Consider the following 23,826-nt stretch of genomic DNA (forward strand, 5'->3'; position numbering starts at 1 on the left):
TCGGAACTGCCTTGGGGTTACCCAGAAAGGAGGAGGTGGCGCAAGATGAAAAAAACTTCAACGAGCCGTGCGCGGATTGTTGTCACAATGCCGCCATCCTCAGCAGACATCATCGGGTAGAGACCAACATGACGCGCGTACTGACCATCGAAGACGATGCCGTGACCGCCAGGGAGATCGTGGCGGAACTGAGCAGCCATGGCCTGCAGGTCGACTGGGTGGACAACGGCCGCGAAGGGCTGGTCAAGGCGGTGAGCGGCAACTACGACGTGATCACCCTGGATCGCATGCTGCCCGAGCTGGACGGCCTGGCCATCGTGACGACCCTGCGCACCATCGGCGTGAGCACGCCCATTCTGATGATCAGCGCGTTGTCGGATGTCGACGAGCGCGTACGCGGACTGCGTGCCGGTGGCGATGACTACCTGACCAAGCCGTTCGCCTCGGACGAGATGGCGGCTCGGGTCGAGGTGCTGCTGCGCCGCAACAACCCCGTGGCCGCCGCCGACAACACGCTGCGCGTCGCCGACCTGACCCTGGACCTGATGACCCGCGAAGCACGCCGTGGCGAACAGGCGCTGAACCTGCTGCCCACCGAATACAAGTTGCTGGAATTTCTGATGCGCAATGCCGGGCAGATCCTGACGCGCATGATGATCTTCGAAGAAGTCTGGGGTTATCACTTCGATCCGGGCACCAACCTGATCGACGTGCACATTGGCCGCTTGCGCAAGAAGATCGACCCACCGGGCACCGCACCGTTGATCAAGACCGTGCGAGGCTCCGGCTATGTCATTGCCGAACCTGTCTAAAGGCTGGCGTTCTTCCAGCAGTCGGCTGCTGGCGCTCTACAGCTTTCTGTTCGTGGCCTGGAGCAGCATCCTCATGGGGGTGTTGTACTACGAGGTCTCGACCTACCTCGCCGACTTGGCGCGGCACTCCCTGATGCAGCGTCAACATCTGTTCTCGCGGTTCCACGGTGAAGCGCTGAACGAGGCGCTGGCTGCCAGCGAAGCATTCGATGATCGCACCTTCGATGCCTATGGCCTGTTCGACCTGCAACTGCGGCCGTTGTCCGGCCAGCTGCTGCAAGTGCCGCGGGGCCTGCCGCTGGACGGTCGCATCCACGACCTGGACAGCTGCGTGGACAGCGCCAATCCGCAGATGCCGCAGAACAGCTGCGACGCGGTGGCCATGCGTACCCTGGACGGTCGCTGGCTGGTGCTGGTACGTGACAACGGCTCGTTGTTCGCGGTGACCCACATCATCCTGCGCGCATTGTTGTGGGGGATTTCGCTGACGATCATTCCCGGGATCGCCGGCTGGCACCTGCTGCGACGCAGGCCATTGCGACGCATCCGCGCCATTGAGGCCCGTGCCGATGCCATCGTCGCCGGTGACCTGACCACCCGCCTGCCGCTCTCGGACCGCCGCGACGAATTGGACATGCTGGCGGCGATCGTCAATGCGATGCTCGAACGCATCGAGCAACTGATGATCGAGGTCAAGGGCGTCTGCGACAACATTGCCCATGACTTGCGTACCCCCCTGACCCGCCTGCGCGCCCAGTTGTATCGCATCCAGCAGGAGGCGCCGGCGGATTCGCGCCAAGCGTTGCAACTGGACGATGTGATCGCTGAAGCCGACACGCTGATGGCGCGTTTTCGTGGGCTGTTGCGCATCTCGGAAATCGAAGACCACCGTCGACGTTCCGGCTTCATTTCCTTCGACCCGCAACCGCTGCTGCACGAACTGCACGACTTCTATCTGCCTTTGGCCGAGGACGAGGGCATCAATCTGCGTCTGGACGTGCCCGACACGCTGCCGATGCTGCATGGCGATCGCGCGCTGCTGTTCGAAGCCGTGGGCAACCTGCTCAGCAATGCCATCAAGTTCACTCCGGCGCACGGTCTGGTGGTGCTTGGCGCCACGGCGGAAAACGGCGCCACACGTTTGGAAATCAGCGACAGCGGACCGGGTATCGCACCAGAGGAGCGCGAAGCGATCTTTCAACGCTTCTATCGTTGCGAAGCCGACGGCCAGCACAGCGGCTTCGGCCTGGGGCTGTCGATCGTTGCTGCGGTGGTCAAGCTGCATGGGTTTACCCTCGAAGTGGGCAGCAGCGAACAAGGTGGCACGCGGATGACCCTGTGGTGCCGACAAAGCAAGGCATTGGTGTGAACATGAACCTGCTCTATATCAGCGACACGCCCGACAACGCCCTGCAACGCGCATTGGCGGAACACGCCACAACGCTGCACACGGTCGATACGGCCACAGCAGCGCAGGCGCTTGTGCCAGGCCAATATGGGTTCATCGTGCTGGCACTGGAACGCTCTGGCCAGGGCGCGCTGGAGCACTGCCTGGCGCACCGGGGCAGCGCTGCGCTGATGGTGCTGCTGGCCGGCGACGACCGTCAGGCCCGTATCGCCGCCCTGCGCGCCGGGGCCGATGCGTGCCTGGCGCAGCCGGTCGCCTCGGCCGAGGTGCTGGCGCGTCTGCAGGCACTGTCCCGTGCGCGGCCGCGCGCCCCTGCCCTGCCGCCTTCACGCCTGTGGTTGTCGCCATCGCGGCTGATGGTCGGACGCGGCAAGCGCCAGCAGAGCCTGACCGTCAGCGAGCATCGCTTGCTGGCGATGCTGGCAAGCAACCCTGGCGCGGTCAGCCGGCAGTCCATCGAGCAGCAATTGTGGGGCGCAGGCCAGGCGCCGAAGACGGCGCTGATCGAGCGACACGTGTGCAACCTTCGTCGCAAGCTGGCCCAGCTCGATTGCCCCGAAGCCCTGCAGACCCTGCGCGGCTTTGGCTACAGCCTGGCCGAGCCGCTGCTGCTGCGCGCCGACTAAGCGAACCCGGGGCCCTCAGCGGGCGCGCAGCATGCAGCGGGCGTAGCGCTCGTCCACCCGTTGGGCAAACCAGGCCGTGGTCAGGTTGCGGGTGATCTTCGGGCTCTGCAGTTTGATGCCCGGAAGGATCGCCCGCGGAACCGGCTTGCCGGCAGCCTTGTCGGCCAGGGCGAAGGTACGCTCGAAGAGCGTGGTCTTTTCGAAATCCAGGGTTTCACCTTCCTCGAGGGCACGGCGAATGTCGCGGTCGTTCATGTTCAAGCGGTTGCCAAGATTGCGTACCGCCAGCTCGGTGTTGCTGGCGGCGCTGGAGTCGTAGCGAATCAGGTCGCCGTCGAGCGCCAGACGGCCGCCGGACAACTGGTTCACGGCATTCTGGAACGCCGCATTGCGGCTTGCGTACCAGCCGGCGTTGAAATCGGCGAAGCGGTACAACGGACGTTCGTAGCTGGCCGGATAGCCAAGCAGATGGGCAATGCCGAAATACATGCCGCCGCGCCGGGTGAACACTTCGCGGCGAATCGAACCGTCCACGGTGTAGGGGTAGCGCGCGCGGTGCTTCTCGGCGAAGTCGATGCTGACCTGCATCGGCCCGCCGGTGCGGACTGGGTTGAACGTGCCGAACAGCTGCCTGCCCAAGGGCACCATGCCGGTGAAGTCGTCGAAGATTTCGCTGAGCTGTTTCTCCGAGCGCGCAGCCTCCAGCCGTTGCGCATAGGACTTGCCGTCGACCGAGCGAATGCCCAGCGCAGCGTCGACGAGAAAGCCCGGTACATGCACCCGACCGGCGCGGCGGTCGATTTCCTGGCGGGCGATCTTGCCCAGCCCCGGCACGCTGGGGTCGACCTGGAAGGTGGACTCCTGCTCGGCCACGGCCAGCACCGCGCACAGGTTTTCATCGCTGCCCGGGATGCCCTGCACGTTCAGGGCCGTTTCGATATCGGCAGCCCAGCCCTCGCGGTCGGTGACCTTGGCGGGCAGCAGCTGCACGAGCTTGGCACGCACCTGTTCGGGCGAAGGTGCCGGGGGTTGGTTGCTGCGTTGACTGGAACAGGCGGCGAGCAATACAAGGAGGATGCTCAGTGCGCCATGGCGCACGGCGAGCCGGCTTCTGGACATGTAAGGCCTTGGGAACGGATGGATTTGCGCCAGTATGGACGAGGCCCCGGCATGTCGACAGCCCCAGTGCAAATACCCCGCAGTCTGGCTATGCTTGCGCTCATGACCATGGCCCCTGCCACTCGCCAACCCTGCCCACCCGGCGCTTGCATCTGCGAGCGCGAACGCCTGCACGCGGTTCCCGATGCCGACCTGCGCATCCTGCGCCTGACCCGCGATGAAGAAAAGCGCCTGCTCGAACGGCTGGAGAACGTGGACAGCCTGGATGACCTGCGGCGCTTGCAGCAGCGTATCTTCGACCAGCTCGGCCTGCGTGTCGAAGTCACGCCTGGCTCGAGCACGGTGCGCAGCATGCGTGGCATCGCTATCCATATCGACGCACTGCCGGGACTGTGCCGCAAGACGCGGCAAGCGATTCCGGCTGCCATCCGTCGCGGCCTGGAAAAGAACCCCGAGGTGGCCTACCGGCTGCTCGACGCCCACGACCTGCTGGGCGGCTGAAGGGAGCTGGCACGGAATCTGCTCTGGTCCAGTTCATCAGTGTCGAAACGCCATGTTTTCGTCACTCTTTCCGAACAGACGGGGTTGGCATGGACACACGTTTTTCTTGCACCGGTTGTGGCAAATGCTGCAGCGACCATCACGTACCGCTGACGCTGTCCGAGGCGCGCCATTGGGCGGAAGACGGCGGCCAGTTGATCGTGTTGCTCGAAGCCTTCCTGGAAAACGGCCCCGGGCTGCACAGCCTGAACCTCAGCCACGCGCAACAGGAACATGCCAGACGGCGTTCGCTGCCCGTGCTGTGCGGCAGCGCGCCCGCCTACGTCTCGATCACCTTCGCCGCCTACAACGTCGGACCTTGCCGCAACCTGGATGCCGACAATCGCTGCGGCATCTATGCCAAGCGGCCGCTGGTGTGCCGGATCTATCCGATGGAGATCAACCCGCACATTCCACTGCGTCCGGACATGAAGGATTGCCCGACCGAAGCCTGGGCCACTGGACCGGCGTTGATTGCCGGTGGGCATTTGGTCGACGCGCCGCTGGCGGCGTTGATCGAGCAGTCGCGTCAGGCCGACCGTGACGACATCGCTGCCAAGGCGCAAGTGTGCGCGCAGCTGGGCATCCACACTGCTGCGCTCAAGGGCGATGGCTTCACCACTTACCTGCCGCCGCCTGCCGCTTTCCTCGCGGCGCTGCGCGAGGTCGACACCATGCCGATGCTGACGAATAACTTGTTGACGCGCTGGGACCTGCACGTCCCGGATGAGGACCTGGCACGGCGCCTGGCCGAAACCGGCGCGATGATCGCAGCCATCCTGGCCGACGACGCCATGTTCATTTCGCTGCGCCGGGTGGCCTGAGCAGCGCAAACGCGCAGATGGGAGATGCACGTCACGAATCATTACGTTATATTATAACTATAACATAATGGATCGTTGCACATGCGCTCACCTCGTTTTGCCCCCATGGCCGGCCTCGCCTTCAGCGTACTGGGGATGCCCGCCTACGCCGAAACCTCGCCCGAAACCCTCGAACTGGAAGCCATCAGCGTCACGGCGGGTGGCGATATGGAAACCGCGACCGGTCCGGTCACCGGCTACCGCGCGACCCGTTCGGGCAGCGCGACCAAGACCGATACCGCGATCAAGGACGTTCCCCAAGCGGTCAGCGTGATCCCGGTCCAGGTGCTTCAGGACCTGGGCAGCAGCAATGTGGAACGTGCCCTGCAATACGCCGGGGGTGTGTCCCAGCAGAACAACTTCGGCGGCCTGACGCTTTACGAATACAGCGTGCGCGGCTTCAGCACCTCGGAATTCTACCGCGACGGCTTCAGCGCCAACCGCGGCTACCCTGCGACCCCGGACGTTTCCAGCATCGAACGCATCGAGGTGCTCAAGGGCCCGGCTGCCAGCCTGTACGGACGTGGCGATCCCGGCGGCACGGTCAACATCGTCAGCAAGAAACCCCAGGCCGAATCCTTCGCGCGCCTGTACGGCAGCGCCGGCTCCTGGGACCGCTATCGCACCAGCCTGGACCTGAACACCCCGCTCGATGCCGAGGGCCAGGTGCTGAGCCGGGTCAACCTGGCGGTGGAAGACAACCACAGCTTCCGTGACCATGTGCAGAACGAGCGGGTGTACGTGGCACCATCGCTGAGCTGGCAGCTGGATCCGGACACCTCCTTGCTGGTGGAGGCCGAGCTGGTGCGCCACCAATCGGTGTTCGACCGCGGGGTGGTAGCGCCGGGCAATGGCTGGGGTGGAGGCTCGCGCCGGACCTTTCTCGGCGAGCCCAACGACGGCTTCATCGACAACGACAACAACCGCATCCAGGCCGCGCTGGAACACCGGCTCAACGACGACTGGCAACTGCGCGTGGCCAGCCACTACAAACAGGGCGAGCTGAGCGGCGATGCCAGTGAGGCACGCGCGCTCAACGCTGACGGCCATACGGTCAATCGGCGCTTTCGAGAGCGCGACATGGATTGGCACGACAGCATCAGCCAGGTCGAGCTGCGCGGTTTCCTCGACACGGCCAGCGTGCAGCATGAACTGTTGATTGGCAGCGAATATGAGGATTACCGCAAGAACGAACGGGTGACCGCCACCGCAGGTGCCTACCGAATCGACATCTTCGACCCGGTGTACGGCCAGCCCAAACCCACAGGCGCGCGGTCGGGCTCGGATTTTCGCGAGCATGTGCGCAGCCACGCGCTGAACCTGCAGGATCAACTGGTGTTCAGCGACAAACTGCGCGGCATGCTGGGCGTGCGCTATGAACATTTCGAACAGCGCATCGCCGACTACACTACCGGCAATCGCAACCTGCAGCGCCAGGATGCTTTCACCCAGCGCGCCGGGCTGCTCTACCAACTCACGCCGCAATGGGGGCTGTTCGCCAATGCCTCGACGTCGTTCAAGCCCAACAGCGGGCTGGATGCCGGCGGCAAGTCGTTCGACCCTGAAGAAGGCATGGGCTACGAGGCGGGGCTCAAGGCCGAGTTGTTCGACGAGCGCCTGAGCGCGACCCTGGCGGCGTTTCACATCGACAAAGAGAACGTGCTGGCGCTGGACCCGGCGAGCAACCTCAATCGCGCCATCGGCAAGGCACGCAGCCAGGGCGTCGACTTGCAGTTCAGTGGCCAGCTGACCGACTCACTACGCGTGATCGGCGCCTACGCCTGGATCGACGCCGAGGTCACCGAGGGCGACGCCAGCGTGCCCAAGGGCAGCCGCCTGCTTGGCGTGGCACGCAACAGCGCCAGCCTGCTGGGCGTCCATGAGTTTCAGGACGGGCCGTTGCGCGGTTCCGATATCGGCGCCGCGTTCACCTATGTAGGGGATCGGTCCGGCGAGTCCGGGGGCCGTTTCGAGTTGCCCGCCTATCACACAGTCGATTTGCTCGCGCATTACAAGGCCAGCGACAAGGTCACCCTGGGGGTCAACCTGAACAACCTGTTCGACGAAAAGTACTTCGAGCGATCCTACAGCAACTACTGGGCGATGCCCGGCGAGCCGCGCAACCTGACCTTGAGCGTTGCCGTGGATATGTAGAGGGCGGTTGCCCGTACGACGGCCTCATCCCTGAAGGCCGCCCTACCGGCGCACACCCAGGCGTCAGATGCGGAAACTACCGACCAGTTGCTTGAGCCGCAGGGCCTGCTGTTCGAGGTCGGCGCACGCACGCAGGGTGGACTGCAAGTTTTCCACACCTTCCTGGTTGAGGGTGTTGATCTCGGTGATATCGACGTTGATCGATTCCACCACCGCAGTCTGCTCCTCGGTAGCGGTGGCCACCGACTGGTTCATGCCATCGATTTCGCCGATGCGCTGGGTCACGCTGACCAGACGCTCACCGGCCTGATTGGCGATGGTGACGCTGGACTCGCTCTGGCCCTGGCTTTCGTTCATCAGGATGACCGCCTGGCGAGCGCCCACCTGCAACTGCTCGATCATGCCCTGAACCTGCTGGGCCGACTCCTGGGTGCGGTGCGCGAGGTTACGGACTTCGTCGGCGACCACGGCAAAGCCCCGCCCGGCTTCGCCGGCGCGCGCCGCTTCGATCGCCGCATTGAGCGCAAGCAGGTTGGTCTGCTGTGAAATGCTGGTGATCACTTCCAGGATCTGACCGATGTTGACGGTGCTGGCGTTCAGGCTTTCGATATTGCTGCACGAGCCGCTGATCTTTTGCGACAGTACGTTCATGGCGCTGATGGTCTGGCCGACCACCGCCTGGCCATCGGCGGCCAGGTTGCGCGCGGCACTGGAGTGCTGCGAAGCCAGGGCGGCGTTCTGGGCAATTTCCTGCGCGGCGGCGCCCAGTTCGTTGATGGCGGCGGCCACGCTGCTGGTGCGGTTGACCTGCTGATCGGAGTTGAGCATCGAGGAGTTCGAGGCACTGACCACGCGCAACGCCACTTCGTTGACCTGGCCAGTGGCCGAGGCTACCTCGCGGATCGAGTCATGGATGCGTTCGACGAAACGGTTGAACGAAAGCGCCAGGGCGCCGAACTCATCGGCGCTGTGCAGGGTGAGCCGACGGGTCAGGTCGCCCTCGCCTTCGGCGATGTCGTGCATGGCCCGGCCCATTGCGTGCAAAGGCTGCATCAGCAGGCGAATGAGCATGCCAAGCAAGGCGATGGTAAGGACCACGGCAATGACCGTAGCGATCACCGCCGAGCTGCGAAACTGGCTGAGCATCGAGTAGGCCTTGGCCTTGTCCATGCTCAGACCGATGTACCAGTCGACCGAAGGCAGCCCCTCGACCTTGGCGAAGGTCACGATGGACGGACGGCCATCGCGTTCGACCTCGGTGACGTCGCTGCCGATGCGCGGTGTGTGCTGAGGGTACACGTCCTTGAGTGACTTCATCACCAACTGGTTGTCGGGGTGGACCAGGATCTTGCCGTCTGCGCTGACCAGAAAGGCGTAGCCACTGCCGTCGAAGTCCAGCGAGTTGATGGTCTTGACCAGCGTCTCAAGGCTCAGATCCCCGCCCACTACACCGACCGGCTGACCATTGGCGCTCAGCGATGGGGTGGCGATAGTGAGGATGGTCTTGCCGTTCGCGGCATCGACGTAAGGTTCGGTGAGGATGGTCCGGCGCGCGTTCATGGCGTCGGTGTACCAGGGACGGGTGCGCGCATCGTAGCCTTCGGGCATGGTATCGGGCGGTTCGAGGAAATAACCTCCCGAGACATTGCCCAGATAGGCAAACTCGAAGTTGGCCAGCAAGGTCTTCTGCTTGAGCAACGCGCCTATGGCCTCTGGACTGGGGTTGAGGGCAACGCTCTCGGCCAGGGTTTCGGCCAGCAGGATGCGTCCCGAGAGCCAGTGCTGGATGTTCGTGGCAGTGCCACTGCCCATTTCGTGCAGATAGCTTTCAAGGTCGGCACGAATGGCATTGCGCTGCAGGTAATCGTTATAGAACGTGAACAACGCGAAGGCTGCGGTCACGATGAGCGAAGCGGCCAGGAGAATCTTGTGGCTGAATTTCAGGGTTTTTTGCATGGCCGGTAGGTCCGCTGTGATGTTGCACGGGCTATCGGCAAATGTGTGACAGTATTTAGCGTGGATCCAATAATAGCCTGATGCCACTAGTCATTTCCGACTGTCGGTAGTTATTTCCATAACACCATGTGTCGGATTTGACTGACGGTTGGGCTTACAAACAGTGACACCGCTCGGGTCGATCGGTCCAACCGGGCACCGCATGTGACTGTCACGTATTGAGGAGTAAGTGCATGGCTATCGAACGCTATAACGGCTTTGCCCAGGCCCTGCATTGGCTGACGGTCGCCGCGCTGTGCCTGGTGCTGCCGTGCGTATGGGTAGCGGAGAATTTTCCGCCCGGTCCGGTTCGGGTGCTCTGGTACCTGGCACATGAATCCATGGGCATCAGTGTCGCCCTTCTGGTGCTGATCCGGCTGACCTGGCGCTGGCGCCACCGGGCGCCAGCCTATCGAGCGGAGATCGGTGCCGGTACGCGGGTATTGGCCCATCTGAATCATGGCTTGCTGTACACCGTGTTACTGACCATGCCAGTGACCGGCTACCTGATGGCCGGCAATGGCCAGGACGTGCCGTTTTTCGGGCTGGTGTCGCTGCCTGGGTTCGTCCAGAACGAGGCGCTGGGTAAATTCGCCAACACCGTACATGTGTGGGGGCAATTCGCGCTGTACGGATTGATCATCATGCATGTCGCCGCCACGGTATGGCACGTGGCGGTGCGCCGGGACGGCATGCTCGAGCGGATGCTGCCGCCGCAACGCGACTGACGCGTACGGCGGCCGCCTGCCGTCAGCGCTGGCCGATGCTGCTGAACTGTCCGAGCATCTGCGCGAACTGCGACAGGGGCATCTTCTGGCCGTTGAAATCCACCACGGCATCGCTGTAGCGCAGGCTGGCACGTAAATGCTCGCCTTCGTCCTTGACCAGCCCGAGCATCTGCCCCAGCCCGGCGACGGTAGCGCTCAGATCCCGTCCGGCCTGTTCCACACGGGCCGGGTCCGTCTGCCCCTGGAGCCTGGCCTGCAGGCTGCCGACGTCTGCCAGCATCGGCTTGGACAGTTGCAGATCCGCCTGCACATTGGCGATGAGTGCGGGCCAATAGGCTGGCGAGCCGGGTTTGGCCGGCGCGGGATTGGCCAGGCGAGCCGTCATGCTCAAATGACTTTCGCCGTGGTCGGTGGCCAGGCTCAAGCGTTCCAATTGCAACTGGGGCTTGGCATCCAGCAGCCTGCCGATGAGCGTTTCCAATTGTTGCCGCTGGGCAATGCTCAAGCGCAAGGGTGGCAATGTTCCGTCTGGCAAAGGTGTCTGCCACTGCGGCGCGATGACCGTTCGATAGAAATCACCGAATTCCCGACTGGCAACGATATCGAGGTTGGCCAGCTTGATGCTCATCTGCAGCGCGCCGACCGGTCGGCTGGCATAGTTCACGGCGCCGATACTGTAGCTGGCCTGGACGTCAAGCTTGCCCTCCACTTCCTGCATCAGGCCGGAAGCGGCAAGGTTTTCCACCTGGACGGGGGCGATCTCGGCGCCCTGCAGACTGGCCTGGGCAAGTTTGAGTTCCGAGTGCCCCAGGTACAGGCCAGAGGTACCCAAGGTGCCGCCGGTATCGAAGCTCAAGCCTTTGAATTGCGCCTGCAGGCGACCTGCCTGGCCTTCGATGTCGGCCAGCAGTTCTTCGCTGCGGCCGGTCAGGCTGTAATGGCTGGCGTCGGCGCTCAACACCAGGCGGGCGTTCAAGCCGGAAAATTTCACGGTGTCGTTGCCCTCGCGGGCGTCGAGCGGCAACAGTTGCAGGCGCGTGTCACTGGCACCGTCGTAACCGATGCTGGCCTGACCGCGCAACGGCGGCTGCTCCTGACTCATGGCAAACCAGGCTTGGGTGTCGGCGTTGCGCTCGAGGGCGAAGTTGCTCGCGGCCATCACTGGCATCAACCTGAATGTTTTCAGGTGTGACCAGGGCAGCGGCCCGTGCTCGATATGATCGATCAGCAACAACTCGCGGTTTTCGGGCCTGCCCTCGGCCTGCATGCCGTGAAGTCTGATTCGGTAGTGCGCGGTGCTGGTGAAGAAATGCCGCTCCAGGGACAGCAATTCGATCTGCATGCCCGGCTGGCCGTCGACGCTGAAGGAGGCAGCCAATTCGCGATTGGCCTGCTCGATGGCATTGCCGAGGACCGGCTCCAACTGGGTGCCAGTATACCAAGCGCCACCCAGGGTGGCGGCCGCAGCCATGACGACGATGCCGGCAATGATGCCTGTTGCTTTGTTCATGATCGGACTCATTCGAAAGAATACCGCTGCACCCGGAGCACTGCCGCCCAGGGCGCGAGCAAAACGGCCACGGCGCAGCGCCGGGCCGCAGGTTAGCACCTGCGCTTAGTTACCGGCCAGCCAGGCAGTGGCTCGTCCGACGGCAAATTGCTACCGATGATGACTTTGGTCGCGGCCGCGGAAACGCGCCGTTTTCTTTGCATATCCGTAACTTGTGCGCAACAGTTTATGCCCTTCCGTCAGTCTTTTTTTTAAGGCACAGAACCCTTGGGCGTTGCGTCAGTCGACTGTTCAGACGCTTACGCATCATTGAAGGGACGCCCCCATGACTACCGCCTCCATTCTAGTCCTTGAAGATGAGGACCTTATCCGCCTCCTGCTGACGACGGTGCTCGAAGATGCAGGTTTCGAGGTGACGGCATTCGCAACCGCCGACCAAGGCTACGACTTTCTCGAGACGCATCCGGGAGAAGTCAACATGGTCGTCAGCGATATCCGTATGCCGGGGCATATGGACGGCTACGACTTGAGCAAGATGGCCGCCGAGCGCTGGCCTACCCTGCCGATTCTGTTGACCTCGGGTTACTCGGGTCGCGACCTGGATCTGGGGCCGAATGTTCAGTTTCTGCCAAAGCCGTGGACCAACGAACGGCTGTTGAGCAAGGTGACGACCTCACTGCACATGCATTGATGGGTAAAGCGCGTCAGCGTGGCTTGCCTTGCAAGGCATCCCTGGCGAATGTCGCGGCCTGGCGCGTCATCTGGTCGAGCTGGCGGTCGCGTTTTCTTTCGGCCTCGAGCATGGCTTTGCGCCCATGCTGATTGAGCAGATAGGCATGAATCTGTCGGACCTCCAGCGAAGCGTAGACAGGTGCGACATCCAGCACGGCAATGGGCTGGTCGGTTGCCCCGCCATCGCTGCTCAGCTTGACCTGCGGCCCCTGCGCGCCGATCACCTGAAAGCCCAGATTCTCGAACCAGGGCACCTTGCCCAGTACGCACGCCAGTTCGACGTGGGCATGACGCACCCGGATGGCCTCGAGTAACGCCCGCGCCACTCCTTGCCTGCGCCGCGCCATGCGCACTGCCATGTAGGCCACCGTGCACACTGCGGGGTCATGGGCGGCTCGCAGGAACAGGGCGAAGCCGTCGAGCGTTTCCGGTCGGGCAGGGTCGAACGCCAGCACCAGCTCCGGTTTTACCTCACGCCCTCCGGCCATCGCTTCCAGGTACAGATGCACTTCATAGCCGACGCCGTATTGGTACAGCTGGTACAAAGGGTTGCTCGGGGTAATGCCCAGGCTGCTGATGTCGGTAAGGTAGTCGACCACCATCTGCAGCAATTGGCTCTTGACGTCTTCGGACGGCGCGCAGGTGGAGTGATGGATCAGTGACATCGGTAGCAAGGCTCCGGCAGGACGCACACAGGTGAAAGAGCACGAATGATAAACCGTACCTTGCCTGGATCGACAGTGGAACGTGCCCGCCAGCCAGGCGACGGGCTGGCAGAGCGCACTTCAGCCGCGGCCAACGAACGGCATGTTGGTCGCCATGACGGTCATGTTGAGTACGTTGGCCGATAGAGGCAGCTTGGCGATATAGCGAACCGCGTCGACAACGTGAACCATATCGACCATGGGTTCGACGGCGATGTCGCCATTGGCCTGGCGAACACCTTTGGTCATGCGCGCCGACAAATCGGTGAGGGCATTGCCAATATCGATCTGGCTGCAGGCGATGTTGAACTCGCGACCATCGAGCGCAAGGCTTTTGGTAATGCCCAGCACGGCGTGCTTGCTGGCGGTATAGGGCATGCTGAAACTGCGTGGCGTGTGCGCCGAGATCGACCCGTTGTTGATGATCCGGCCACCTTGCGGCTGCTGTCGGCGCATCAACCCGAACGCCGCGCGACAACACAGAAAAACCCCGGTGACGTTGGTCTGCAGTACGTCGGCCCATTTGGCCACGTCCAGCTCGTCGATGGGCACTGCGGGCGCGCCGATACCGGCATTGTTGAAGATGACGTCGAGGCGCCCGTAAGTCTCTTCGACCCTGGCGAACAACGCATCCACGCTGGCACTGTCACGCACATCGGCCGCCACGGCCAGGGCTTCACCGCCTTGCTCGGCGATCTTCTGAGCCACGGCCTGCACGGTCTCCAGGCGTCTGCCTGCCAGCACCACGCAGAAGCCGTCGGCTGCCAAACCGAGGGCCGTTGCCTGGCCAATGCCGCTGCCGGCACCTGTCACCAACGCTATCTTCTTCGACATACTTGTCTCTCCGGTTTCGGGATCAATTACTGTCCGCTGCGCGCCCCTTGCGTTCCTGGATCATCTGCTCACCGCTTTGCTGGCGCTGCTGCTGGAGCATATCGCCGCCTTCAGGCGATGCCGAGGGCGCAGGCCTTGGGATCGTACTCGAACTTCGAGTGGCCGGCGCGCGATTCATGCCGCTGGAGGGGTTGCGCGTGGTGTTGGCCTGGGGCTGCGCAGTGCCGGGTGTCGAGGCGGTGCCAGGTGCCGGGGCCGTGGTACTTGCGGGGCTGGCAGCGGAACCCGGCGCCGGGCTCGAGGCACTGACGCCCGGCGCAGCCCCCACACCGCACGAGGCAGCGAAGAGCATTCCAACCAGGCCGGTGTACTTCAGGGCATGCAAGAGCGCTTTCATGGATGTCTACCTCGGGCAATGACGTGATGGGTTTCCTGTTGTAGCTGAGCCCGTTGGCCACCTGTAGTTCCCTGGGTGCGCCGAGCGTGGGGGCGGTTGTTGGCTTGCAGGCGCGCGGCTGGGTTACCCTTGCAGGGATGAACTTGCACTTATCAATACGTTTCAACAAGGATCGAAGCAATGTCCGAGCCGGCGAAAAACCGCGCCCCTCATCAGGCCCACTGCAAGGACTGCAGACTGGCGCCGCTGTGCCTGCCGCTGTCACTGGAACTGGCCGACATGGATGCGCTGGACGACATCATCAAGCGCGGCCGCCCGCTGAAGAAGGGTGAGTTCCTGTTTCGCCAGGGGGAAGCCTTCGCAGCCGTATATGCCGTGCGTTCCGGTGCCTTGAAGACTTTCAGCCTGAGCGACAGGGGTGAAGAGCAGATCACCGGATTTCATTTACCCAGCGAACTGCTGGGGTTGTCCGGGATGGACCGCCTGGTGTATCCGGTGACCGCGCAGGCACAGGAAACCACGTCGGTGTGCGAGATTCCTTTCGAACGCCTCGACGAGCTGTCGGTGCAACTGCCGCAGCTGCGTCGCCAGCTGATGCGGGTGATGAGTCGCGAGATCCGCGACGATCAACAAATGATGCTGCTGCTGTCGAAAAAGACCGCCGAGGAGCGTATCGCGACCTTTCTGGCCAATCTGTCGGCCCGGCACACTGCACGCGGCTACTCGGCGGTGCAGTTTCGTCTGAGCATGTCGCGCAACGAGATCGGCAACTTCCTGGGCATGGCGATGGAAACGGTGTCGCGGGTGTTCACTCGGTTCCAGCACGGTGGGCTGCTCGAAGCGCACGGCAAGGAAGTACGCATCCTCGATGCGCAACGCCTGTGCGCCGTGGCCGGTGGCACGGTGCTCGAATGAGCACGGCAGGTGGGGCAGTACTGGCCACCACTGAGGGTTATACTGCACGACCCCTGCCCTGCCAGAGCTACGACTGATGGTTTTCGACGAACACAGCTTCAAATCCCTGATCCGCCCTGTGCCGGATTTCCCCAAGCCCGGCGTGGTGTTTCGTGACATCACCCCGCTGTTCCAGTCGCCCAAGGCTCTGCGCCTGGTGATCGACAGTTTCGTGCACCGCTACATCGACGCCCCGTTCAGCCATATCGGTGCCATGGATGCGCGCGGTTTTCTGATCGGTTCCATCGTTGCCCACCAGCTGAACAAGCCGCTGATCCTGTTCCGCAAGCAAGGCAAGCTGCCCGCCCATGTGCTGAGCGAGGGTTACCAGACCGAATACGGCGAAGCGTTCCTGGAGGTGCATGCCGACAGCCTGTGCGAAGGCGACTCGCTGGTGCTGTTCGACGACTTGATCGCCACCGGCGGCACCCTGATCGCCGCGGCCAATCTGGTTCGGCGCATGGGGGCCGAGGTGTTCGAGGCCGCCGCGATCATCGACCTGCCCGAGTTGCAAGGCTCGCAGCGTCTGCAGGACGCCGGCGTCGGCACCTTCTGCCTGACCCGCTTCGCACTCGACGAGCGCTAGCGCTCGTTGCAGCACCACTGCGACGTCGCACCACAGGCCATCCGATGCAGTCCCCGACGGAATGTTGCGGTCCACATCCACAGCATCCACTCACACCTGGAGACGACATGACTCATTCTGCATTGGTAGTAGGCGCAAGCGGTATCGTCGGCAGCGCGACTTCGCGACTGCTGCTGGATCAGGGTTGGCAGGTTGCCGGACTGGCGCGCAAGCCCAACGTGGCCGAAGGGGTTACCCCTGTGCAGGCCGACCTGATGGACCCAGCCTCCCTGGCCACGGCACTGGCCGAGCTGAAGCCCAGCCACGTGTTCTTGACCACTTGGGCTCGCCAGGATACCGAAGCGGAGAATATCCGTGTCAACGCCGCCATGGTGCGCAACGTGCTCGATGCGCTGCGCGCGGCGGGCAGCGTCAAGCATGTGGCCTTGGTGACCGGCCTCAAGCACTACCTGGGCCCGTTCGAAAACTACGGCAAGGGCAGCCTGCCACAGACGCCCTTCCGTGAAGAACAAGGCCGCCTGGACGTCGAGAACTTCTATTACGCCCAGGAAGACGAAGTGTTCGCCGCCGCCGAGCGCGATGGCTTCACCTGGAGCGTGCATCGCCCCCACACCATCACCGGTGTCGCGGTGGGCAACGCCATGAACATGGCAACCACCCTGGCGGTATACGCGTCGATCTGCAAGGCCACCGGGCGGCCGTTCGTGTTCCCCGGTTCGCGCGTGCAGTGGGACAGCCTGACGGACATGACCGATGCTCGCCTACTGGCCAAACAACTGCTGTGGGCCAGCACGACGCCTGCCGCGGCCAATCAGGCGTTCAACGTGACCAACGGCGACGTGTTTCGCTGGAGCTGGATGTGGCACCAGATCGCCGACTGGTTCGGTGTGCAGGCTTCGCCCTTTCCGCAGCAGGTCACGCCCCTGGCCGAGCAGATGGCCGACGATGCGGCGGTGTGGCAGCAGCTGGCTCAGGAGCATGGCCTGCTGGAAGCCGATATCGACCGCCTGGTTTCACCATGGCACACCGACGCCGACCTGGGCCGGCCCATCGAAGTGGTGACCGACGTTTCCAAGAGCCGCCGCTTGGGCTTCAAGGAGTTCCAGGCCAGTGACCAGGCGTTCTTCGATGTGTTCGAGAAGCTGCGCAGCGAGCGTCTGATTCCCTGAGGCGGCGTATGGGATATGCTGGCGGTCTGCCTCACTGATCCGGACCCACGCAATGAACGTTCTCAAACGCGCCCTGCTCGACCGCAAGCTGAAGAAGGCCCTGGCGGCACGCAAGTGTCGCCTTGACTGCGGCAGCCGGGGCCTGCGCAATGGTATTGAGCTGACCCTGGAAGAAGGCGTCAAGCTGCATGACGTCAAGCTTTTCGGGCAGCGCCTGAGCATTGGTGCACACACCGCCATCATGAGCGGTGCCGAGTTGCACGAGGTGTCCGAGATCGGACGCTTCTGCTCGATTGCGGCCGGCACGGTCATCGGTCACAGCCGCCAGTCCCACCCGCTGGGCTGGCTGTCTACCCATAGCAAACTCTTTGCCCTGCGGGCGGCCCGTACTCCCGAAGTGGCCGGCTACTACGTCAGTACCCCGACCACCTTGGGCCATGACGTGTGGATCGGGCGCGACGCCATGCTCATGGACGGCATCAGCATCGGCACGGGTGCCGTGGTTGGGGCTCAGTCGCTTGTGAACAAGGACGTACCGCCTTACGCCATCGTCGCCGGCACGCCGGCACGGGTTATTCGCTACCGCTTCGACCACGAGACCATCGAACGACTGCTCGCCAGCCAATGGTGGGAGCTGCCGCCTGAGGCATTGGCGGAACTGCCCATGGAACAGCCCCAGGCGCTGCTCGAGACGCTGGCCGACACGCCTCCAGCCAGCCTGAAGCCGCGCAGGATCAAGCTGCACAGCGCAACATGGCGCATCGAAACGCTCTGACCTGCGGCGGCTGCCGGCCCTCATCCATGAAGAATGATTGAATCCCGGCTGTGACGTGCCTGTCTCAACTGCACATTCATTGCGCGAACGAGAGGCCGGTATGGACCTGGGAATCAAGGGGCGTGTGGCGCTCATCACTGGCGGCAGCGGCGGCCTGGGCCTGGCAACTGCGAGGCTGCTGGGCGAGGAAGGCGTTTTTGTCGTGTTGAGCGACAACGATGCAGACAAGCTCGAGCGAGTAGCCGCCCTGTTGCCCGAGACAGTGCTGAGCGTGGTAGCCGATGTGACCGACCAGCAGCAGGTCGACCATCTCGTGGCTCAAGCCGAAGCACGCTTTGGCCAGATCGACATTGTCGTCCACACCGCTGGCGTCACCGGGGCCAAGGGCGACCCACTGGCTTTGTCCGACGCCGATTACCAGGAAGCCTGGAGCACTGACTTCTTTTCCGCCGTCCGCGTGGCGCGGGCCACCATTCCGAAAATGCGTGAGCGAGAGTGGGGACGTTTTGTCTGCATTACCTCGGAGAATGCGGTGCAACCGTACTGGGAGGAAGCGGTGTACAACGTGGCCAAGGCTGCGCTGGCGGCGTTCGTCAAGAACCTGTCCTACAAGGAAGCCGGATTCGGCGTGCTGTGCAACACCGTCGCGCCTGCTTTCATCGAGACGCCCATGACCGATGGCATGATGGAACAGCGCGCGCAGCAGATGGGCACCTCATTCGAGGAGGCGATCGAGAGTTTTCTCGAAGAGGAACGCCCTGGCATCGTGCAAAAACGTCGGGGCAAGGCCGAGGAAGTCGCTGCGGTGATCGCGCTGCTGGTGTCGGAGCGAGCGTCATTCGTCAATGGCAGCAATGTGCGCGTCGACGGTGGCTCGGTGACAGCCGTGCAGAACTGAAACCTGTGATGAAAAAACCTCCCGGCAGGCGTACTGCAGGGAGGTTTTTTCTTGCAGCGCGATAGCCGAGTGGCAATCAGGCCAAATCGTTCTGCGCCTTGCCAGAACCCAGGTCTGCGCCGGTAACCGGGTTGGCGTCCGGATCGGACTCGGTACGCAACTTCAACGCTTCCAGCACCTTGGCATCCTTGGCGCTCAATACCACCGAAGCACTGCCGTCACCGCCGTCCACGGCCGGTTCCGGCTCGGCCACGAACTCCCACTCTTCACCCTGGTTCCACGGGCCGCGTACATTGGGTTCGCCGGACATATTGAAGTACTTGTTGGTGAACTCCGGCATGCCTGGCAACTTGCCTTGGGGAAAGTTGGGTTGAATGGCATGCAACGCGTTTTCGAATGACAACTGGTGGGCGATTTCCCGAGTCATCAAGAATCCCAATGCTTCTTTCACGCCTGGATCGTCGGTGACATTCATCAAGCGCTCGTAAACAATCTTTGCCCGTGATTCAGCGGCAATATTGGAGCGCATATCGGCAGTCGGTTCGCCGATGGTATCTATATAAGCAGCGGTCCAAGGAACGCCTGCGGAGTTCGTCAGGGGAGCACCGGCGCCATACAGCAGGCTGGTGATATGGGAATCATTGCCCGCACCATTGATTGCACGGTACAACTCGCCTTCTTCCTGAACACCTTCTGCCAACTGGCCTTTTGCGCCCTTGTTGAGCATGACGATGATCGAACCGACGATCTCCAGATGGCTGAGTTCCTCAGTGGCGATGGACATCAGCAGATCCTTGCGGCCCGGATCATCCTCGGCCAGGGCCTGGGTAAAGTAACGTGCCGCCGCGGCCAGTTCGCCCTGGGCACCGCCGAATTGCTCCAGCAACAGGTTGGCCAAACCTGGATTGGGTGCCGCGACACGCACGGTGTATTGCAAACGCTTGTTGTGCAAGAACATTGTGGTTTCCTCAGGCTGATCTAATTATGAATCGGCACACGCTCGCTTCCGATGGGGAGGAGACTTCGGAACAGCACCGTCATAGGTAGGAAACAACAACACCCCGTTAATCCCATTTAATTATCGCAACCGGATCAATGGTTGTACTTGCAGAGAATAACTACTGGCCTATTGATTTGACCCACAGCACTCGTAGTTTGCGTACGATATATTGGATAGTTTAAAACTTTACGCAAAAACCTCTATTACCAGGCAGTAATCGCAACCCTGTAGCAGCGGCGCAAGCCGCGTCGGCGGCCCACACGGTGAGCCGGGAGCACACTGTCGCGCCCAGACTCAGCGTGCCCCGCTGCCACGATTACACTCGATCAGTCAGCGGGATTTAACAAAAAGTTTCTTGCCCAGGCTGACCACTGCCAATACCGCGGCGCCGGTAAGAATGCCGGTCAACGCGTCGACCAGAGTGCTCGCCAGCGTGCCCATCAGACCACCGCCAGCCAGCGCCACCGCCGCCTCACTAAGGTGATGCACGAACGGCAGGCCATGCGCGATGATTCCGCCGCCCACCAGAAACATGGCAATGGTGCCCAGTATCGACAGTACCTTCATCAGCACGGGCGCCAACCACAGTAGCCCGTTGCCCAGCGCCTGACTGGCCGCGCCGGTCTTCTGCTTGAGGTAGAGGCCAACGTCGTCGAGCTTGACGATGCCGGCCACCAGCCCATAGACACCTACGGTGATCAGCACAGCAGTGATCACCAGCACGCCGACCTGGTCCAGGAAGGGCCTCGTGGACACCACGCCCAATGCCAGCACGATGATCTCCGCCGAGAGAATGAAGTCGGTGCGCACCGCACCTTTGATCTTGTCCTTCTCGAACGCCACCATGTCGACCTTGGCATCGGCCATGGCGGCCTTGCGCTGCTCGAGGTCGGCGGCCGAATCCTTGTGCAGGAACTTGTGCACGACCTTCTCGAAGCCTTCGAAGCACAGGTACGCGCCGCCGATCATCAACAGCGGCGTGATCAGCCAGGGCGCGAATGCGCTGATCAACAGCGCTGCAGGTACAAGGATCGCCTTGTTCAGCAGGGAACCCTTGGCCACCGCCCAGACCACCGGCAGTTCACGATCCGCCTTGACCCCGGTGACCTGTTGGGCATTGAGCGCCAGATCGTCGCCCAGCACCCCGGCGGTTTTCTTCGCGGCCAGGGAAACGTCGTCGAGCAGAGTCGCGATATCGTCGAGAAGCGTCAGCAAATTGCCTGCGGCCACGGGGAGCATCCTCATGAGTAAGTTAGGTGGCTGACGCACGGGGGTCGGCTAAGTTCCCTGCCGGGCCATTGTTGAGGGCCCGGCAACGCCGGTGCTACCATCGCGGACCCTGCAACACAGCCGGGGTCCACTGCGCAGAAACAAGGACTTTTGCCCACCATGAGCAGTATTCGCGAGCGCAACAAGGCACTGATTCTGCGCGCGGCCAGTGAGGAATTCGCCGACAAGGGTTTCGCCGCCGCCAAGACCCACGACATCGCCAGCAAGGCCGGCGTGCCCAAGCCCAACGTCTACTACTACTTCAAGTCCAAGGAAAACCTCTACCGCGAGGTGCTGGAAAGCATCATCGAGCCGATCCTGCAGGCGTCCACGCCGTTCGATACGGCAGGCGAGCCGCAGGAGGTGCTGCGTGCCTATATCCGCTCCAAGATCCATATCTCCCGCGCCCTGCCCTTCGCCTCGAAAGTGTTCGCCAGTGAAATCATGCACGGCGCGCCGCACCTGAGCGCCGATCAGGTGGAGCTGCTCAATGCCCAGGCTCGGCACAACATCCAGTGCCTGCAGACCTGGATCGATCGCGGCCAGATCGCCCCGGTCGACCCCCATCACCTGATGTTCAGCATCTGGGCCGCAACGCAGACCTACGCCGACTTCGATTGGCAGATCGCTTCGATCACCGGCAAGGCGAAACTGGACGACGCCGATTACGAAGCCGCCATCGACACCATCACGCGCCTGGTGCTCAAAGGCTGTACGCCGGATTAGCCCAGGCTGGGCAAGGCTTGGCGCACGGCCTTGCACCCGCGCGGCAAAGCTCCTACGCTGTGCGCCTCTTCGGGAAGCACCTTTCTATGACCACTCTGCGTGATCGCCTGTACGTCGTCGTTTTTCAAAGCGACACCCCTGCCGGACGGCGCTTCGACAAGACCTTGTTGCTGATCATCCTCGCCAGCCTGCTGGTGGTGATCATCGACAGCGTCGAGACCGTCCACAGCCAGTATGCCGACCTGTTTGCCTGGATCGAATGGGGCTTCACTTTCATCTTCGCCGTCGAATACCTGCTGCGCCTGTACTGTTCGCCCAAGCCTCTGCGCTACGCGTTCAGTTTCTACGGCCTGATCGACCTGCTGGCGATCGTGCCCGGCATTCTGGCCATCTACTACAGCGACGCCCAGTACCTGATGATCGTGCGCGTGGTGCGCATGCTGCGGATCTTTCGCGTACTCAAGCTCAGCCCTTATCTGAAGCAGGCCAACTACCTGCTGGCAGCCCTGCGCGGCAGCAAGCAGAAGATCATCGTGTTTCTGGTCAGCGTCAGCACCCTGGTCACGGTATTCGGCACTTTGATGTATGTGGTCGAAGGGCCGCAGAACGGCTTCGCCAACATTCCCACCGGCATCTACTGGGCCATCGTCACCCTGACCACCGTCGGCTACGGCGATATCGTGCCCACCACGCCGATCGGCCAGGTGCTCTCGGCCATGGTGATGATCACCGGTTATTCGATCATCGCGGTGCCCACCGGCATCTTTACCGCCGAACTGGCCAACGCCATGCGTGGCGAAGGCCTGCAGCACGAGTGCGCGGTGTGTCACAAAGGCAGCCATGAGCAGGCAGCGTCCTTCTGCTCGCAATGCGGCAATGCCTTGTTCAAAAAAGCGCTATAAGCACAGCAGTTTTTGATCTAACCGTGCCCATCATGTCGAGGTAGCCGCGCAGGCATAATGCCGCCTATTTCCAAGAACGCTCGAAGAGGGAACTGCAGTGAAGAAATTGATCGGTGCCTCGCTGTTGGCGGCAGGCTTGACCCTGACCGGCCTGGCCCAGGCCGCGCCCAGCCTGCTCAACGTCTCGTACGACGTGATGCGCGACTTCTACAAGGACTACAACAGCGCCTTCCAGAAACACTGGCAGGCTGAACACAACGAAGCGATCACCGTGCAGATGTCCTTCGGCGGTTCGAGCAAGCAGGCGCGCTCGGTGATCGACGGCCTGCCGGCCGATGTCATCACCATGAACATGGCCACCGACATCAATGCCTTGGCCGACAATGGCAAGCTGGTGCCTGACAACTGGGTCACGCGCCTGCCGAACAACAGTGCACCATTCACCTCGGCGACCGTGTTCATCGTCCGCAAGGGCAACCCCAAGGCGCTCAAGGACTGGCCCGACCTGCTCAAGGACGGCGTGCAGGTCATCGTCCCCAACCCCAAGACGTCCGGCAACGGCCGCTACACCTACCTGTCGGCGTGGGGCTATGTGCTGAAGAACGGCGGCGACGAAAACAAGGCCCGCGACTTCGTCGGCAAGCTGTTCAAGCAGGCGCCGGTACTCGACACCGGCGGCCGCGGTGCAACCACCACGTTCATGACCAACCAGATCGGCGATGTGCTGATCACCTTCGAGAACGAAGCGGAAATGATCGCCCGCGAGTTCGGCCGCGATCAGTTCGAAGTGGTCTACCCCAGCGTGTCCGCCGAAGCCGAGCCGCCGGTCAGCGTGGTCGACAAGGTGGTCGACCGCAAAGGCACGCGCGCCGCAGCCGATGAATACCTGAAGTACCTGTGGTCGCCCGAAGGCCAGGAGATCGCCGCCAACAACTACCTGCGCCCCCGCGACCCTGCGGTATTGGCCAAGTACACCGACCGCTTTCCAAAGGTTGAATTCCTCTCGGTGGAGAAGACCTTCGGCGACTGGCGCAGCGTGCAGAAGACCCACTTCAACGACGGCGGCGTGTTCGACCAGATCTATACCGGCCAGTAACGGCGGTCAACGCTGGCTGGCCTGCTTCA

The 23,826-nt window shown here is 62.5% G+C and carries 24 protein-coding genes; 16 read left to right on the top strand and 8 right to left on the bottom strand.

Going from position 1 to position 23,826, the window contains the following annotated elements; genetic code table 11:
- Nucleotides 1–128: 128 nt before the first annotated feature.
- From IFT80_RS16675 to IFT80_RS16685, 3 genes are read left to right on the top strand one after another with little or no spacing between them, the layout of a single operon-like run.
- Nucleotides 129–812, top strand: a complete 684-nt coding sequence (locus tag IFT80_RS16675; protein WP_122475810.1) for a response regulator transcription factor — start codon at nt 129–131, stop codon at nt 810–812.
- Entirely contained in the window at nt 790–2,181 is a 1,392-nt protein-coding gene (locus IFT80_RS16680; protein WP_122475812.1) for a sensor histidine kinase, read from the top strand. The genes IFT80_RS16675 and IFT80_RS16680 overlap by 23 nt, the downstream gene beginning before the upstream one ends.
- 2 nt (nt 2,182–2,183) lie before the next feature.
- Nucleotides 2,184–2,846, top strand: coding sequence for a response regulator transcription factor (locus IFT80_RS16685; protein WP_192137910.1), 663 nt, complete (start codon nt 2,184–2,186; stop codon nt 2,844–2,846).
- 15 nt (nt 2,847–2,861) lie between these two features.
- Here the strand turns inward: IFT80_RS16685 and IFT80_RS16690 are convergent, their stop codons facing one another.
- On the bottom strand, nt 2,862–3,965 hold the full coding sequence (locus IFT80_RS16690) for a DUF1615 domain-containing protein (protein WP_122475816.1): 1,104 nt from the start codon (nt 3,963–3,965) through the stop codon (nt 2,862–2,864).
- Nucleotides 3,966–4,067: 102 nt separating this feature from the next.
- Here IFT80_RS16690 and IFT80_RS16695 point away from each other — a divergent pair, with 102 nt between their 5' ends.
- The 3 genes from IFT80_RS16695 to IFT80_RS16705 all read left to right on the top strand — a co-directional run bounded on the left by IFT80_RS16695 (nt 4,068) and on the right by IFT80_RS16705 (nt 7,522).
- Nucleotides 4,068–4,466, top strand: coding sequence for a hypothetical protein (locus IFT80_RS16695; protein ID WP_192137911.1), 399 nt, complete (start codon nt 4,068–4,070; stop codon nt 4,464–4,466).
- An 89-nt stretch (nt 4,467–4,555) separates the two neighbouring features.
- Nucleotides 4,556–5,329, top strand: coding sequence for a YkgJ family cysteine cluster protein (locus IFT80_RS16700; protein WP_122475818.1), 774 nt, complete (start codon nt 4,556–4,558; stop codon nt 5,327–5,329).
- An 81-nt stretch (nt 5,330–5,410) separates the two neighbouring features.
- Nucleotides 5,411–7,522 (top strand): TonB-dependent siderophore receptor, encoded by a 2,112-nt coding sequence (locus tag IFT80_RS16705; protein ID WP_192137912.1) that lies wholly within the window; start codon nt 5,411–5,413, stop codon nt 7,520–7,522.
- A gap of 63 nt (nt 7,523–7,585) precedes the next feature.
- Here the strand turns inward: IFT80_RS16705 and IFT80_RS16710 are convergent, their stop codons facing one another.
- A complete protein-coding gene (locus IFT80_RS16710) occupies nt 7,586–9,478 on the bottom strand; it encodes a methyl-accepting chemotaxis protein (protein ID WP_192053379.1) in 1,893 nt (630 codons plus the stop codon).
- A 233-nt stretch (nt 9,479–9,711) separates the two neighbouring features.
- Between IFT80_RS16710 and IFT80_RS16715 the strand changes: the two genes are divergently transcribed.
- Nucleotides 9,712–10,245 carry a cytochrome b gene (locus tag IFT80_RS16715; RefSeq protein WP_192137913.1) on the top strand — a complete coding sequence of 178 codons (534 nt, stop codon included), beginning with the start codon at nt 9,712–9,714 and terminating at the stop codon, nt 10,243–10,245.
- 22 nt (nt 10,246–10,267) lie between these two features.
- Here the strand turns inward: IFT80_RS16715 and IFT80_RS16720 are convergent, their stop codons facing one another.
- Nucleotides 10,268–11,755 (bottom strand): YdgA family protein, encoded by a 1,488-nt coding sequence (locus IFT80_RS16720; RefSeq protein WP_163007414.1) that lies wholly within the window; start codon nt 11,753–11,755, stop codon nt 10,268–10,270.
- 325 nt (nt 11,756–12,080) lie between these two features.
- On the opposite strand from IFT80_RS16720, the gene IFT80_RS16725 reads away from it, so the two are divergent.
- Nucleotides 12,081–12,446, top strand: coding sequence for a response regulator (locus IFT80_RS16725; RefSeq protein ID WP_122475828.1), 366 nt, complete (start codon nt 12,081–12,083; stop codon nt 12,444–12,446).
- Between the two features lie 13 nt (nt 12,447–12,459).
- Here the strand turns inward: IFT80_RS16725 and IFT80_RS16730 are convergent, their stop codons facing one another.
- The 3 genes from IFT80_RS16730 to IFT80_RS16740 all read right to left on the bottom strand — a co-directional run bounded on the left by IFT80_RS16730 (nt 12,460) and on the right by IFT80_RS16740 (nt 14,422).
- Entirely contained in the window at nt 12,460–13,152 is a 693-nt protein-coding gene (locus tag IFT80_RS16730) for a GNAT family N-acetyltransferase (protein WP_192058236.1), read from the bottom strand.
- 120 nt (nt 13,153–13,272) lie between these two features.
- Complete coding sequence (locus IFT80_RS16735) at nt 13,273–14,025, bottom strand: SDR family oxidoreductase (protein WP_122475831.1); 753 nt, start codon at nt 14,023–14,025, stop codon at nt 13,273–13,275.
- A 22-nt stretch (nt 14,026–14,047) separates the two neighbouring features.
- Complete coding sequence (locus IFT80_RS16740; RefSeq protein ID WP_122475833.1) at nt 14,048–14,422, bottom strand: hypothetical protein; 375 nt, start codon at nt 14,420–14,422, stop codon at nt 14,048–14,050.
- Nucleotides 14,423–14,602: 180 nt separating this feature from the next.
- On the opposite strand from IFT80_RS16740, the gene fnr reads away from it, so the two are divergent.
- From fnr to IFT80_RS16765, 5 genes are all read left to right on the top strand, one after another.
- On the top strand, nt 14,603–15,337 hold the full coding sequence (gene fnr, locus IFT80_RS16745) for a fumarate/nitrate reduction transcriptional regulator Fnr (RefSeq protein ID WP_192058234.1): 735 nt from the start codon (nt 14,603–14,605) through the stop codon (nt 15,335–15,337).
- A gap of 76 nt (nt 15,338–15,413) precedes the next feature.
- Complete coding sequence (locus tag IFT80_RS16750) at nt 15,414–15,962, top strand: adenine phosphoribosyltransferase (RefSeq protein ID WP_122475837.1); 549 nt, start codon at nt 15,414–15,416, stop codon at nt 15,960–15,962.
- Between the two features lie 107 nt (nt 15,963–16,069).
- The gene (locus IFT80_RS16755; RefSeq protein WP_192137914.1) at nt 16,070–17,131 is read left to right on the top strand and encodes an SDR family oxidoreductase; all 1,062 of its coding nucleotides are present in this window, start codon (nt 16,070–16,072) and stop codon (nt 17,129–17,131) included.
- 52 nt (nt 17,132–17,183) lie between these two features.
- The gene (locus IFT80_RS16760) at nt 17,184–17,906 is read left to right on the top strand and encodes a CatB-related O-acetyltransferase (protein ID WP_192137915.1); all 723 of its coding nucleotides are present in this window, start codon (nt 17,184–17,186) and stop codon (nt 17,904–17,906) included.
- Nucleotides 17,907–18,006: 100 nt separating this feature from the next.
- Nucleotides 18,007–18,804 carry an SDR family NAD(P)-dependent oxidoreductase gene (locus tag IFT80_RS16765; protein ID WP_192137916.1) on the top strand — a complete coding sequence of 266 codons (798 nt, stop codon included), beginning with the start codon at nt 18,007–18,009 and terminating at the stop codon, nt 18,802–18,804.
- A gap of 76 nt (nt 18,805–18,880) precedes the next feature.
- Here the strand turns inward: IFT80_RS16765 and IFT80_RS16770 are convergent, their stop codons facing one another.
- Nucleotides 18,881–19,762 (bottom strand): manganese catalase family protein, encoded by an 882-nt coding sequence (locus IFT80_RS16770; protein WP_192104629.1) that lies wholly within the window; start codon nt 19,760–19,762, stop codon nt 18,881–18,883.
- Between the two features lie 372 nt (nt 19,763–20,134).
- On the bottom strand, nt 20,135–21,034 hold the full coding sequence (locus IFT80_RS16775) for a DUF808 family protein (protein WP_192137917.1): 900 nt from the start codon (nt 21,032–21,034) through the stop codon (nt 20,135–20,137).
- A 159-nt stretch (nt 21,035–21,193) separates the two neighbouring features.
- Between IFT80_RS16775 and IFT80_RS16780 the strand changes: the two genes are divergently transcribed.
- The 3 genes from IFT80_RS16780 (at nt 21,194) to IFT80_RS16790 (ending at nt 23,797) form a co-directional block, all read left to right on the top strand.
- Nucleotides 21,194–21,799: a TetR/AcrR family transcriptional regulator gene (locus IFT80_RS16780; protein WP_185794528.1), complete on the top strand. Its 606-nt coding sequence runs from the start codon at nt 21,194–21,196 to the stop codon at nt 21,797–21,799.
- Between the two features lie 86 nt (nt 21,800–21,885).
- Nucleotides 21,886–22,701, top strand: a complete 816-nt coding sequence (locus IFT80_RS16785; RefSeq protein WP_122475850.1) for an ion transporter — start codon at nt 21,886–21,888, stop codon at nt 22,699–22,701.
- 97 nt (nt 22,702–22,798) lie between these two features.
- Nucleotides 22,799–23,797 (top strand): sulfate ABC transporter substrate-binding protein, encoded by a 999-nt coding sequence (locus IFT80_RS16790; protein WP_122475851.1) that lies wholly within the window; start codon nt 22,799–22,801, stop codon nt 23,795–23,797.
- The last annotated feature ends 29 nt before the right edge of the window (nt 23,798–23,826 follow it).

Source organism: Pseudomonas sp. CFBP 8771, assembly GCF_014841695.1.
Lineage (GTDB): Bacteria > Pseudomonadota > Gammaproteobacteria > Pseudomonadales > Pseudomonadaceae > Aquipseudomonas > Aquipseudomonas baltica.